This is a genomic window from Nitrospira sp. Kam-Ns4a (genome assembly GCF_965152595.1).
This window is the reverse complement of sequence record NZ_OZ224218.1, coordinates 1,769,046-1,781,737: the sequence shown is the minus strand read 5'-3', so window position 1 is coordinate 1,781,737 and position 12,692 is coordinate 1,769,046. Positions and strand designations below refer to the sequence as shown.

Below are 12,692 nucleotides of genomic sequence, written 5' to 3'. Positions count from 1 at the left end.
GTCACATGTAACCGTCTTTGCGGAGCAGCTCCATGCCGCGGCCTTCGTCCTGGGCGCGGCCGGCGCGCTCCGCCACGGTGGTGGTCCGGAGCTCGGCGATGATTTCGTCCACGGTCTTGGCGGTGGACTTGATCGGAAAGGTACAGGGGGCGCAGCCCAGGCTCCGGTAGCGCGTGCCGTCCCCGCGGTCCAGATAGAGGTCAATGAACGGAATGTGCTCCAGCTTGATGTATTCCCAGATGTTGAGCTCGGTCCAGTCCAGGAGCGGGTGGATGCGTACGTGGGTACCCTTGGGGAAGGATGTCTTGAACTGGTCCCACAGCTCGGGCGGCTGGTCCCGGAAGTCCCATTCGTTGTTCTTGTCCCGGGGCGAGAAGTAGCGCTCCTTCGCCCGCGTGCTTTCCTCGTCCGCCCGCACGCCGAGGATGATGCCCGTATAGCCCTTCTCCTCGATGAGCTGCCGCAACGCCTCGGTCTTCAGCGCCGTACAGCAAGCGATCCGGCCCTTGGTATGGTTCATCCCCTCCGCCAGCGCCTGCTTGTTCATCCCGACGACGAGGTTCAGCCGCCACTCCCGGGCCAGCCGGTCCCGGTACTGGATCATCTCCGGGATCTTATAGCTCGTGTCCACGTGGATCAGCGGAAACGGCACGTGTCCGAAGAAGGCCTTTCGGGCCAGCCACAGCAGCACCGTCGAGTCCTTCCCGATGGACCAGAGCATGGCCAGGTTGTCGAAGTGCTTGTAGGCCTCCCGCAGGATATACACACTCTGGTCCTCGAGCTCACGCAGGTGCTTCATCGCGCCTCCTCTTCCCGTCACGCCTGAACCGGCTCCGGGGCGACGAGCAACTCCTCCAGCTTGCGCGCCGCGGCCCCCGATTCAATCGCCTGCCGCGCCACCGGCACGGCTGCCGAGATGGACGGCGCCTTCCCGGCCGCATAGAGCAGCAGCGCCGCGTTCAGCACGATCCAGTCGCAGGCTCCGCCGCGGAGCTGGTTCCGAAGGATCCGCCGCAGCAGCGCGCCTTCCTGGTCCACCTTCGCCATGTCCTTCATGGTTCCGGCCGCCATCCCCACGTCCCTGGGCTGCAGGGCCAGCGGAAACGTCCGCGCCGCGGTCACCTCGAGGACCCGCGTCACGCCCGCGATGGACAGCTCCGGATCGCCTTCGACTCCCCGCAGGATCAGGGCGCGCCGGCCGCCGAGCATCGCCAAGGCCTCCGCCATCTTCTCCATGTAGGGCGGGTGGGACACCCCGAGGACTTGAGCCCCCGCCCGCGCGGGATTCAGCATCTTGACGACCGGGTGAAAGAAGCTCCGCACGCCGAGTTCCTGCCGCAGCTCCAGGAACCGGGCGAGCGGCGGGTGGTAGAGCGCGAGGTCTAGGTACGCGAAGCCGGTCGCGACGAGCCGCTCGGCCGCCCGCCTGGGCTCCAGATCGGTCGGGATTCCCAGTTGCGCCAGGGCGCGCGCGGGGCCAGGGCGCTCCGCCAGCACCTCCGTGCTGTGGAGGAGGACCGCAGCACCGCCTGCTGCGGCGACGATTGCGGCCCCGACGGAGGCATGGAACGTGTCCTGCTTCCCGGCATAGGCCGGCACATCCACCGTCGGCAGGCCTGCGGGGACTGGCAGAGGTGCCACGTACTCGCGCGCGATGGCGGTAAAGGCAGCCAGTTCCGTGACCGACTCCATCTTGAGCCGCATGGCCAGCAAGAAGGCGCCGACCTGGGCTGGGGTCGCCTGGCCTTCGATGAGGAGGCGCATCGCCTGCTTGGCCTCGTCCCAGGTCAGGTCCTTCCAGGTCTTCTGTCCCTTGCCGACCTTGGCGATAAACGCTTGCATGAGCCCTAGCGAACAGCGAGCCGCGAATAGCCGGCAGCCGGATCATCAGGCTGTTAGCGAGGGCCTGTTCGCTCCTCGCTTCCTAGAACGTCAGGACCTGGTCTGCCTGCGCCACCTCCTCTCTCCAGAAGGCCTCGGCGCGCTGGACTTCGTCCAGCTCGGGAATGAGCTGGCGGATATCGATGTCGAACAGCTCGACCGACTCGCGGCAGACCGAGAACTTGGCATCTCCCTTCTCCTTGATCTGGCGCAGGAGAGCCGGCAGGTCGTGCCGTGCGCGCTGGCGGAGCAGCTCACGCACGCGCGATTCCCGCCCGCGGTAGGCGTCAGACAAGGTGATCTCCTTCACCTTCTCCTGGGTGAGCTTGGAGGCGGCTTCGTCGCGGAAGAGGACGCTGACCTGGGCTCCCCCCTCGGCGGCGATCCGGACGAGCTCGCAGGCCTGCAGCAGGTTGTTGTAGGCCCCACGGGTCACGATCACGGCCAGTTTCTTCATTCGTCAACGCTCCAAGATCAGCAAATCGCGAGCCGCGACTAGCTTTCCCCGAGGCTGCGGCTGTTCGCGACTCGTTGCCGGCTACTTATGCAGCCCGCACTCGATTTTCCCCAGATTCCTCCACCGGCCCGACCGGAGATCCTCCCCGGGCGCGACCGGCGCGGTGCAGTGGGTGCACCCGATGCTGGGGTACTGTTGGTCGTGCAGCGGATTGTAAGGGACCTCGTAGAGACGGATATAGGTCCAGACGTCCGCCCAGGTCCATGTAGCCAGCGGATTGAACTTCACCAACTGGAACTTGTGGTCCCACTCCACGAGCCCGGCGCGGGCGCGGGTCGGAGCCTGGTCGCGGCGGATCCCGGTGATCCACGCCGAAAAGCCCGCCAGCGCCCGGCCGAGCGGTTCCACCTTGCGCAGGGCGCAGCAGCGGTCCGGGTCGCGCGCCCAGAGCGCCTCGCCGTACTCGGCGGCCTGCTGCTCGGGCGTCAGGCGCGATTTGACCTGCAGCACCAGCTCGGGTCGGAGCCCGTACTTTGCCACGAGACGGTCGCGCAGCTCGTAGGTCTCCTTGAAGAGAAAATCTGTGTCCAAGTACAGGAGCGGCGTGCGCGGATTGATCCGCTGGATCATATCCAGCAGCACGACGTCCTCGGCGCCGAAGCTGCAGGCGAGGACGATGCCAGGGGAATACCGTGCCAAGGCGTAGGCGAGGACCTCCTGCGGCGGCTTGGCCTCGAAGGCATCGCTCAGCGCCCTCAGCTCGGCTTCGGATGGTCTGTTGTCGGCCGTCATGCCGCGCCGCCTCTCCGCCGTACGAACCGAACCGTGGTCAGGAGCCTGGGGGCAATGGTCAGCGCATCGAAACTCTTCACCGACCACAGACCACGCTCTTTGGACCACTGGATACGCGTCAGGCTTCCACCTTCTCGACCAGCACCTTGAAATGTGCGGCGTCCGGCTCCAGGGGCTCCTCCGCGAGCACCCTGTGCCCGTCGTTCCGCAAGCTCATGGGGACGTTCCTGATCGGATCGCCCGCATCGAGCCAGACCTCGAGCCGTTCGCCGGCATCCATCATCTCGAGCCTGAGCTTGGTCTTGACGTAATTGAGCGGGCACATGACGCCGCGCAGGTCCAGGACGGGGACCGCGTCGCCGGTGCCTGCGGCCGCCGGCGCGGGGTGAGGGGTTTCCCGGACCGGCGCGGGCGCGGCCTGGGCCTTTGCGTCAGCAGACGCCAGCTTGAGGTCCTTGCCCATCTGCTCGGTTGCCACCCGGCAGGCCTCGACGAAGCCGCGCGCGAAGGCAAGCTTGGCCTGAACGAACTCCGGCGTCGGCTCCTTCGGTCCGAGGTCCCCGATCTGCGCGCTGAGGTCACGGTAGGTCGTGGGAACAAAGGGATTCTCGGCCAGCCGCCGCTCGAACTCGGCGAACGTCTCCGCATCGGTCGCCGGATCAATCCCTTCGGTGACCAGCAAGGCCTTCGCGCCGGCGAGGACGGCCCGGTAGGCCTTGTTCACCGAGACCGAATACTGGTGCTTCTCCAGCAGCAGCCGAGCCTGGTACAGCTCCTGCTCGGCCTCCAGCAGGCGGTTATCGATCATCTCCAGAGCGCCGCCCGCACATTCACCCGGTCCCAGGTCCTCCAGGACGAACTCCTCCTCGGCCTCCCAATCAAAATAGTAGGTCGGGTCCTCCTGGAAACTCGGCAGGATAGTGTAGGGGATCAGTTCGTCCTTGAGCTTGCCCTTGCCGACGCGGGCGATGAAGGCCGGCAGGCTCTCCCCCGGCTGACGGTCTCGGCGGTAGACTGCAACCAGGTGCGAGATGGCCGCGGGCACGTTCTTAGCCGGCAGCTTCACGACCATCTGGCCGATCTTGGCGGTGCCATTCACCTGGCCGCCCAGGTGCAACTCGTAGTGCGGCGCGACATGGTCGCCGACCCGCTTGCCGACCCCGTGCAGGCCGATCGTGGCGATGTGGTGCTGGGCGCAGGAGTTGTGACACCCGCTGATCTTGACGCTCACGCCGGCCAGATCGTCTGGCACCCGGCCGGGCGGGAAGATCTCCGCGAGCGCACGCGCCAGCCCTTTCGACGAGGTGATGCCGAGCCCGCAGGTATCGGTCCCCGGGCAGGCGATGATGTCCTCGACCTGCTCGGCGCCGGGATCGGCCAACCCATGGGCCGCTAGCTCCTGGTGCAGTTCCTCGAGCCGGGACTCCGGCACCCACCGGATGATGAGGTTCTGGTTGATCGTTGTCCGCAGGTTCCCGTTTGAAAACCGCTCGGCCAGGTCGGCGACATGGAGCATCTGTGCGGCCGTGATGTCGCCCATCGGCAGCTTGATGAAGACGGCCGCGTAGCCGGCCTGTCGCTGCCGGACCACGTTCGCCCGTGCCCACCTTCCGAAAGCTGTCTCGGGGCTGGCGTGGCCGTTGCCGGACGCGCCGTTGCCGTGCCCGTCTTGCTTGGCCGAGGTCGGCATGAGCAGCGGGGGCTCGTCCCGGTGCTCGAGCAGCCGGATCGGCGGCCGGTCCGGACGCGCATGGCCCATCGCCACATAGGCTGCTTCCCAGCGCCGCGTGAACTCCGCGAACCCGAGCTTGTCAATGACGAACTTCATGCGGGCCTTGTGGCGGTTCTTCCGGTTGCCCAGCGTGTCGAAGACCTTGATCACGGCCTCGATCGTCGGGATCAGCTCGTCCATCGGGACGAACTCCCGGAGCACCTGGCCGAGGCGCGGGGTGGAGCCGAGCCCACCCCCAACAGTCATCCGGAAGCCGATCGCGCCATCGTCGCGCCGGACGGCCAGCAACCCGATGTCGTGGATCGGCGTCAAGGCGCAGTCGTGGCGGCAGCCGGAGAAGGCGATCTTGAACTTCCGCGGCAGGCTCTGGTTCAGCGGGTTACGAAGCAGGTGCAACGCGACGGTTTTCGCGTAGGGGGTCACGTCAAAGACCTCACCCGGGCAGACCCCCGCCAGGTGGCAGGCCGTGACGTTGCGGACCGTATTCGCACAGGCCTCCCGCGTGGTGAGCCCGACCTCGGCGAGCAGCCGCATCATGATGCCCACGTGGTCCAGGTCCACAAAATGGAGCTGAATGTCCTGCCTGGTCGTCACGTGGCCCACGCCGGTGGCGTAGCGGTCTGCCAGTTGGGCGATCCGCCGCAACTGGTTGGCAGTCAGCCCCCCGAACGGAATCTTGATGCGGAACATCTGGACCCCGGGCTGCCGCTGACCGTAGATGCCGTGCTGGAGGCGGAAGGGTTTGAAGATATCCGCCGACACCTCGCCAGCCTTCAAGCGGGCCACCTCGCCTTCGAAGGCCTCGATCTCCTCCAGAATCGCCGGCGGGATGGGCATAGTCTGGACGTCGGGATACGCGGTTGGGGAGGTCTTCATGGGCCGTCTCCGTTAGTTCCGTGGGCGTGACCGCTGCGATCACGCCGGAGCGGGGCATCGTACCCGCCTTAGATGTGGTACATCAAGGCCTCGGTCTGTTGGAGTTCCCGTTGGCGCTCAACCAGGTCCCGAAGGGTCACCGTGCTCAACACGCTCAGCTCAGCTTGGTGGACTCGCTCCCAGACGGCTCCCAGAAGAAGCTCGGGCCGAAGCCGCTCGCGGCTTCGACGTCCCGGCGCGCCGGGGCGAGCGGCCGGCGTGAGCGGACCGTCCAGCGCTTCGAGGATCTCGGCCAGCGAGATCTGCGCCGGTGGCTTGGCGAGCAGGTACCCGCCCTGTGCTCCGCGCACGCTCTCGACCAAGCCCGCCCTCTTCATGAGATGCAGCACCTGCTCGAGAAACCGAAGCGGGATCGCATGCCGCCGCGCAATCGCCTTGGCCTGAACTGGCAGGCCGCCTGCGCCACCATGGTGGAGCGCCAGGTCAACGCCAGCCAAGATTCCGTACGTGGCCTTGAGTGAAACCCGCATGCGATCACGGCTCTCTCATTCTGAGTATTCCGATAGGAAATAAATTGTGAGTGTCCACTCTATACCTGTCGGCGCAGAAATGTCAAGCGGGCCTGTTGGCATGCGATTGGCGTGGATTCGTGCCGAGCTTCGCAGAGGGGCCGAACAGGACTCCTCACTTAAGGAGGGCGGCTCAGCCCGATCCCGTCGTTTCCCATCTCCCAACAGGCCGGCAGTTGCGCCGGGCCCCACTCGCCGTCGGCCCGCCGAGCAGGTTGGACCGATTTAGGAGCCTGCCGACCGACATCCGACCACCGGCGAGCGGAAACTTCGCGACAGGCTTAGGCACCTCCCTCCATTGTCCTTCCGTCCACATTCTTCTTGGCGCGCCGAACCGCGAGCACGGCCGCGCACGGCCCAGGAATCCGGCGCCCGGGCGAGCAGATTCGACGGCGGGATCCATGACAGCGGACGTACCGAGATGCGATGCTGTGGCACTGTGATTGCAGCGTTGGCGCGCCACTGGAGAGTTTTTTCCAATTGACAGGGCTTCAGCGTTCGCGTGATAATCCCGCCCTCTTCACCCGAGGTGCCGTCATGGCAATTCGGTCATCCGTCCTGAGTGTCCTCCTCTTGACCGGTGACCCCGACTTGCAGGTCCAGTTGAAGCAGGATTTCAAGGACGCGACCGTCATCGTCGCGAAGGATTGGGCCTCTGTGTCCCGAGCGGCCGGCAGGCGGCCGTTCGACCTCGTGATCCTGGAGACAAAGCGAAATCTGTCCCACTACGTGGCGGAGGTCCAGCGAGCCGTGGATCTGTCGCGCACCGTGGTGCTGGCGGGGCCGCGTTCCGTGCTGCGGCATCTGTCCGGCGCGGTGCACGCGATCGCCCACCGCAACGGGCACCTGGGCGCCCACACCGGACCGAGTGGGCCGAACCTTGAGGACTACATTGAGACGAAATTCAGCGAGTTCGTGAAGGGGATGAAGAGCAGCTCGGCCCGGAACCTCCACCCGATGCTCATCAAAGCCATCGAAAAACCGCTGATCACCCTAGCCCTCAAAGAGACGAACGGGAACCAGATCCAGGCCGCGCATCTCTTGGGGATGAACCGCAACACGCTCCGCAAGAAGATCACCGAGCTGCGGATCCCCGTCACGCGCGGACAAGTGCGGAGACCGGAGCGTGCGCAGCCGGGTCATGCGGTCGGTGTCGGAGAGGCGCCGGCTCCGTGATTCTTGACAGGTCCTGCACGGCTATATTAGCATGGCGGCGGACGTTTAGGCGCGTAGCTCAGGGGGAGAGCGCTACCTTGACACGGTAGAGGTCGGCGGTTCAAGACCGCCCGCGCCTACCACTCCGCCGAGGCGCTCAGACCAGCCAGACACCCGCCGGAACCTTCCCTCGTGGCAAGCAGCCGAGGCCTGAGGCATTGCCGGAGAAGCGGGACCCGGGGCCGGCTCGGGTCTGCTGCGTAGGTGTCGGCCGGTTCGGATGGCGGACACCGGCGGCGGAGGCTCGCGGTGAGCGACCATGGGAAGTCAGGGGGGACAGATTCACGTGACATTGCCCGACGGGAGCCGGCGTCTCATGCCCGCGGGATGCACCGCTGCCCAGGCGCTCGACGGGCCGGGCGGCGGAGTAGGCCCCGAGGTCTTCGCTGTCAAGGTGAACGGGGTGGTCCGGGACCTGGAGACCACGCTCGCCGAGGACGCGATCTTAGAGCCGGTGACGTTCGACTCGCCGGACGGCAGGGAGGTATACCGCCACAGCAGCACCCACATCATGGCGCAAGCTGTGAAAGAGGTGTTTCCGTCCGCACAGCTTGCGATCGGTCCCGCCATCGAGGAGGGGTTCTACTACGACTTCGCGTTCGAGCGGCCGTTTACCCCGGAGGATCTCCAGAAGATCGAGGCGCGGATCCAGGAGATCATCAAGGCGGACCGCCCCTTCAGGCGCATGGAGATGCCGCGCGAAGAGGCCATCCGGTTTTTCCGAGACCGAGGCGAGCTGTACAAAGTGGACATCCTCGAGTCCATTGACGACCCCACCGTGTCGCTTTACAGCCAAGGCGAGTTCGTGGACCTCTGCCGGGGACCCCACGTCCCCTCCACGGGCCGGATCCGCGCCATCAAGCTGCTCTCCAGCGCGGGCGCGTACTGGCGCGGCGACGAGCGGAACCCGATGCTGCAGCGGATCTACGGTACGTCTTTCCCCACGCAAGCGGCGCTCGACGCCCACCTGGCCAAGCTCGAGGAGATCAAGCGCCGCGACCACCGCAAGCTGGGCAAAGAGCTCGACCTCATCACGATTCAGGACGAGATCGGGCCCGGATTGGTGTTGTGGCACCCCAAGGGGGCGCTCGTCCGGCTGCTGATCGAGAACTTCTGGCGGGAGCAGCACCTCAAGCAGAGCTACCAGCTCGTGTATTCGCCCCACATCGCGCGCCTAGACCTGTGGCGGATCAGCGGTCACGTGGACTACTACCGCGACAACATGTTCGCGCCCATGAAGGTGGAGGCGAGCGAATACCAGCTCAAGCCGATGAACTGCCCCTTCCACATCATGATCTACAAGTCCCACCTCCGCAGCTACCGGGACCTTCCGATCCGGTACGGAGAGTTGGGCACGGTCTATCGCTACGAGCGGACCGGCGTCCTGCACGGACTGCTCCGCGTGCGCGGGTTCACGCAGGACGATGCCCATCTGTTCTGCCGTCCGGATCAGCTCGAAGCCGAAGTCAGCCAGGTGCTGGACTTCACCTTCTTCGTCCTCCGGACATTCGGCTTCACGGAGTTCGAGGTGTACCTCTCCACGCGCCCAGAGAAGGCCGTCGGCTCCCCAGAGCACTGGGCCGAGGCGACGGGCGCGCTGGAAGCGGCCCTGAAAAGCCGCGGGATCGCCTACGCGATCGATCCCGGGGAGGGCGTCTTCTACGGGCCGAAGATTGACATCAAGATCAAGGACGTGCTCGGCCGCGCCTGGCAGTGCTCGACCGTCCAGGTGGACTTCAACAACCCCGAGCGCTTCGGCCTGGCCTACACAGGAGAGGACGGGAAGCCCCATCAGCCGATCATGATCCACCGGGCGTTGATGGGCTCGATCGAGCGGTTCTTCGGGATTCTTATCGAGCATTACGCCGGCGCGTTTCCCGTCTGGCTGGCTCCCGTCCAAGTGCGGGTCCTGACGATCACGGACAGGCAGCGGGCCTACGCACAGTCGGTCGCGGACCGGCTCAAGGGGGCCGGGCTGCGGGTGGAGTCGGATTTCCGAAACGAGAAGGTCGGCTTGAAGGTCCGCGAGGCGGAGGTCGCCAAGGTTCCGTACATGGCGGTGATCGGCGACCGCGAGGTGCAGGACGGGACGGTGTCAGTCCGGGCGCGAAACAACGCCAACCTGGGTACCAAGACCGTCGCGGAAGTCATCGAGCTGATCCGGGCCGAGGCGGCAGGCCCCGGCGAGGTGCGGTAACCCCTTTCACAGGCGAGGTGCGGTATCGTTCCCAAACTGCGCGTGAATCGTGAGATCCGGGTCCGGGAGGTCCGGGTCATCGGCCCCGACGGCGAGCAGCTCGGCATCATGCCGACGCCCGACGCCTTTCGGCGGGCGCAAGACCTCGGCTACGACCTTGTGGAAGTGGCGCCCACCTCGCAGCCGCCCGTCTGCCGGATCATGGACTACGGCAAATACAAGTACGAGCTGAGCAAGAAGGAGCACCAGAGCCGGCGCCACCAGAAGTCGACGCAGGTCAAGGAGATCAAGCTCCGCCCGAAAATTGACAAGCACGACCTGGAGATCAAGGTCCGGCAGATGAAGGGCTTCCTGACGGAGGGCAACAAGACCAAGGTGACGGTGAACTTCCGCGGCCGGGAGATGGCCAACCAGGAGCAGGGGCGGGCCATGATCGCCAGCGTGATCGAGCAACTGGCCGAGGTCGGCACCGTCGAGATTCCCCCGCGGCTGGAGGGCCGCAGCCTCGTCATGATCGTGGCGCCGAAGGGTTGAGGAGGTTCCAGAGGATGGCCAAATTGAAATTGAAGACCCACAAGGGAGTCAGCAAGCGGTTCGACCGCACGGGCGGCGGCAAGCTCGTCCGACGGAAAGCCGGCCGGCGGCATCTACTGACCGGCAAGCACCGGACTCGAAAACGGCGATTGAAGCGGGTCGTGGTCGTTGATCCGAACCTGGCGTCCTCGGTCGCCAAGCTGATGCCGTATCACTCGTAGAGAAGGAGTCTCCAAGCATGCCACGCGTCAAAGGCGGACCGAAGACCAGGCAGCGCAGGAAAAAGCGGCTCAAGCTGGCGAAAGGGCAGTACGGCGCGAAGAGCCGGCTGTTTCGCACCGCCACTGAATCCGTGGACAAAGGGCAGACGTACGCCTATGCGTCTCGGCGAAAGCGAAAGCGCGACTTCCGTCGGCTCTGGGTGGCCCGCATCAACGCGGCCGTGCGGGCTCACGGGCTCACATATAGCCGCTTCATCGCCGCGCTGCAAAAAGCGAACGTCCTGCTGGACCGCAAGGTGCTCTCCGACATGGCTATCCGGGACGAGGCGGGGTTCGCCCGGCTCACCGATCTCGCCAAGCACCAGCTCGCCGCCCCCACAGCCTCGTGAGGCGTGATGTATGACGAGTGAGGAGCAAAGAAGCAGCGCTCCGACCCTTCACACCCGTCACTGATCACTCATCACTGGTGCCTAGCCAGCCGATCCACCTCCAGCTCGAACGCGACGGTCGGCATACTGATCTGCCAGCGTTCGAGCACCTCCGGGTGCAGTTCCCCAATCAAGCCCAGCGCTGCGCCACCCGACACGATCCGCCCCACGCGCCCATCGAGGAAAGAGGGATGCTGCACGGGCTCTAGGCTGTAAGGCTGGCCGAGGTAATACAGGAGCAGATCCAGGCACGAATGGGCCTCGGAGAAGTTGGCCGCCGCATGCGCAATGACGACCCCGAGCATCACGAGCGTGCGCGAGCCAAGATCCTCCTCCGGGGCGGGGACCGCCACCTCGCCGACCTCGAAGATCCGGTGCGGATAGAAGGCGCGCGGGGACGCGGCCTCCACGCGCAGGAGCGAGGGGAGGATCCACTGCCGCACGCAGCCGTAGCTCTGCGACATGACGTTGTCCACCTCCACCACCCGGTCCCAGCCGGTGCCGGCCAGCCGCATGCGGTCCACGAGGTCCTGCCGGGCGGCCAGGACATTCGAGATGATCTCCTCGCACCCCATGCCCACCATGAGCTGCCGGATGCGATCGGACCACTGCTCCAGCCGCGACAGGCCGCCCACGGTGAACTGAGACGGCATGACCGGCGAGAAGGTCTGGTAGCCTCGGCTGATCGCCACGTCCTCCACGACATCCACCGGATGCATGAGGTCGTTGCGATAGGGCGGCAACCGCACGGACACCCGGTCGCGCGAGGCCTGGGCCTCATAGCCGTATGCGGCAAGCGCCTGCCGAATCTCGGCGGCGCTGAGCGCCTCGCCCAGCGCGGTCTGGATCGTCTTGACGGCCACAGAGCGAGGCTTGCCGAAGTCCAGCGGCGTCCGCACGCTCTTACCGAACTTCGTCGCATAGGGGTAGACGACCTCGACCGGCTCGATCGCGGCCCCGCGATCCGCCAGGTTCACGGCGAGGATGTTCAGCGTGAGCAGCACCATCGGGAGATCAGTCCCGGTGACCTCGACGAACAGCTCCGTATCGCCCACCCGCACTTCCCCGATCTCGCGGCTGTTGATGATCGGCGGCATGGACAGGACCTGCCCTTCCTCGTCCCGCAGCAACGGCACGCGGTCGTGCCCGGCCAGGATCGGGCCGTATTCGATCCCCTTCGGGTGCACACTGAGAATTTCGCGCAGCGAGAGCTTCTCCTCCAGCCCCAGCGGCGTAAACCGCGCCTCGTCCGGCTTGACGAGCCCGTAGGTGACGGGGAAGACGATCGGCGGCAGCCGGTAGAGGCCGATCGAGACGCTCCGGCGTTTCCGCCCGTAGATATCGGCCAGCTTCTCCTGCGTCTGGATGAGCTGCGCCAGTCCCTCGGCGGTCACGCCGTAGCCGCGCGCCGCGCAGGCCGCCACGTAGGGCCGGACCTTCTCCAGGCCTGGCGAGACCAGGAGGCGCCGCGAGGCCGGGGCCGCGAAGAAGGGGTAGGGGCCGGCGGTCCGGGCCAGCGTGATCCGGATCTGCCGGGCAATCCCTTCGCAGCACCAGAGGTCCGGCCGGTTGCTGTCCTGCAGCTCGACCCGGAGCTCGCCGGTCTCAGGATCCTGATCCTTGAGCTCCCCTTTGACGAGGGGCAGCCAGGCCACAAACTGCTCGACGGTGACTGGCTTCCCGCCCAGGAGCTGCTCGAAGTCTTTCAGATTGATGGCAATCGTCGGCATGGGGACGTTACGCGTGACGGGTTGTGCAGGGTTATCGTCCTCGCTTGATGCCGCTCGTCA

Annotated in this window: 11 protein-coding genes, 1 tRNA gene and 1 pseudogene; 6 read left to right on the top strand and 7 right to left on the bottom strand. The window is 65.9% G+C overall.

Going from position 1 to position 12,692, the window contains the following annotated elements:
* Position 1: 1 nt before the first annotated feature.
* The 6 genes from cysD to ACWHYQ_RS08835 all read right to left on the bottom strand — a co-directional run bounded on the left by cysD (position 2) and on the right by ACWHYQ_RS08835 (position 6,268).
* On the bottom strand, positions 2 to 799 hold the full coding sequence (gene cysD / locus ACWHYQ_RS08860) for a sulfate adenylyltransferase subunit CysD (protein ID WP_447975325.1): 798 nt from the start codon (positions 797 to 799) through the stop codon (positions 2 to 4).
* A 17-nt stretch (positions 800 to 816) separates the two neighbouring features.
* The gene (trpD, locus tag ACWHYQ_RS08855; RefSeq protein WP_447975324.1) at positions 817 to 1,842 is read right to left on the bottom strand and encodes an anthranilate phosphoribosyltransferase; all 1,026 of its coding nucleotides are present in this window, start codon (positions 1,840 to 1,842) and stop codon (positions 817 to 819) included.
* 82 nt (positions 1,843 to 1,924) lie between these two features.
* Positions 1,925 to 2,338 carry a DsrE family protein gene (locus tag ACWHYQ_RS08850; RefSeq protein WP_447975323.1) on the bottom strand — a complete coding sequence of 138 codons (414 nt, stop codon included), beginning with the start codon at positions 2,336 to 2,338 and terminating at the stop codon, positions 1,925 to 1,927.
* 81 nt (positions 2,339 to 2,419) lie between these two features.
* On the bottom strand, positions 2,420 to 3,130 hold the full coding sequence (locus ACWHYQ_RS08845; protein WP_447975322.1) for a phosphoadenylyl-sulfate reductase: 711 nt from the start codon (positions 3,128 to 3,130) through the stop codon (positions 2,420 to 2,422).
* A 118-nt stretch (positions 3,131 to 3,248) separates the two neighbouring features.
* On the bottom strand, positions 3,249 to 5,738 hold the full coding sequence (locus ACWHYQ_RS08840) for a sulfurtransferase TusA family protein (protein ID WP_447975321.1): 2,490 nt from the start codon (positions 5,736 to 5,738) through the stop codon (positions 3,249 to 3,251).
* A 68-nt stretch (positions 5,739 to 5,806) separates the two neighbouring features.
* On the bottom strand, positions 5,807 to 6,268 hold the full coding sequence (locus tag ACWHYQ_RS08835) for an RrF2 family transcriptional regulator (RefSeq protein ID WP_447975320.1): 462 nt from the start codon (positions 6,266 to 6,268) through the stop codon (positions 5,807 to 5,809).
* Between the two features lie 1,011 nt (positions 6,269 to 7,279).
* Between ACWHYQ_RS08835 and ACWHYQ_RS08830 the strand changes: the two are divergent.
* From ACWHYQ_RS08830 to rplT, 6 genes and pseudogenes are all read left to right on the top strand, one after another.
* Positions 7,280 to 7,483, top strand: a pseudogene (locus ACWHYQ_RS08830) (helix-turn-helix domain-containing protein); the annotation flags it as partial.
* A gap of 47 nt (positions 7,484 to 7,530) precedes the next feature.
* Positions 7,531 to 7,605, top strand: a tRNA-Val gene (locus ACWHYQ_RS08825).
* Positions 7,606 to 7,838: 233 nt separating this feature from the next.
* A complete protein-coding gene (gene thrS / locus ACWHYQ_RS08820) occupies positions 7,839 to 9,719 on the top strand; it encodes a threonine--tRNA ligase (RefSeq protein ID WP_447975319.1) in 1,881 nt (626 codons plus the stop codon).
* Positions 9,720 to 9,761: 42 nt separating this feature from the next.
* Positions 9,762 to 10,253, top strand: coding sequence for a translation initiation factor IF-3 (gene infC, locus ACWHYQ_RS08815; protein ID WP_447975318.1), 492 nt, complete (start codon positions 9,762 to 9,764; stop codon positions 10,251 to 10,253).
* 14 nt (positions 10,254 to 10,267) lie between these two features.
* Positions 10,268 to 10,474, top strand: a complete 207-nt coding sequence (gene rpmI, locus ACWHYQ_RS08810; RefSeq protein ID WP_447975317.1) for a 50S ribosomal protein L35 — start codon at positions 10,268 to 10,270, stop codon at positions 10,472 to 10,474.
* Between the two features lie 17 nt (positions 10,475 to 10,491).
* On the top strand, positions 10,492 to 10,863 hold the full coding sequence (gene rplT, locus ACWHYQ_RS08805; protein WP_447975316.1) for a 50S ribosomal protein L20: 372 nt from the start codon (positions 10,492 to 10,494) through the stop codon (positions 10,861 to 10,863).
* 71 nt (positions 10,864 to 10,934) lie between these two features.
* On the opposite strand, the gene pheT is transcribed toward rplT, so the two are convergent.
* The gene (gene pheT, locus ACWHYQ_RS08800) at positions 10,935 to 12,632 is read right to left on the bottom strand and encodes a phenylalanine--tRNA ligase subunit beta (RefSeq protein WP_447975315.1); all 1,698 of its coding nucleotides are present in this window, start codon (positions 12,630 to 12,632) and stop codon (positions 10,935 to 10,937) included.
* Between the last annotated feature and the right edge of the window lie 60 nt (positions 12,633 to 12,692).

Coding starts and splice junctions, on each gene's coding strand:
- cysD (WP_447975325.1), bottom strand. CDS start 799: ATGAAGCACCTGCGTGAGCTCGAGGACCAGAGTGTGTATATCCTGCGG.
- trpD (WP_447975324.1), bottom strand. CDS start 1,842: ATGCAAGCGTTTATCGCCAAGGTCGGCAAGGGACAGAAGACCTGGAAG.
- ACWHYQ_RS08850 (WP_447975323.1), bottom strand. CDS start 2,338: ATGAAGAAACTGGCCGTGATCGTGACCCGTGGGGCCTACAACAACCTG.
- ACWHYQ_RS08845 (WP_447975322.1), bottom strand. CDS start 3,130: ATGACGGCCGACAACAGACCATCCGAAGCCGAGCTGAGGGCGCTGAGC.
- ACWHYQ_RS08840 (WP_447975321.1), bottom strand. CDS start 5,738: ATGAAGACCTCCCCAACCGCGTATCCCGACGTCCAGACTATGCCCATC.
- ACWHYQ_RS08835 (WP_447975320.1), bottom strand. CDS start 6,268: ATGCGGGTTTCACTCAAGGCCACGTACGGAATCTTGGCTGGCGTTGAC.
- thrS (WP_447975319.1), top strand. CDS start 7,839: ATGCCCGCGGGATGCACCGCTGCCCAGGCGCTCGACGGGCCGGGCGGC.
- rpmI (WP_447975317.1), top strand. CDS start 10,268: ATGGCCAAATTGAAATTGAAGACCCACAAGGGAGTCAGCAAGCGGTTC.
- rplT (WP_447975316.1), top strand. CDS start 10,492: ATGCCACGCGTCAAAGGCGGACCGAAGACCAGGCAGCGCAGGAAAAAG.
- pheT (WP_447975315.1), bottom strand. CDS start 12,632: ATGCCGACGATTGCCATCAATCTGAAAGACTTCGAGCAGCTCCTGGGC.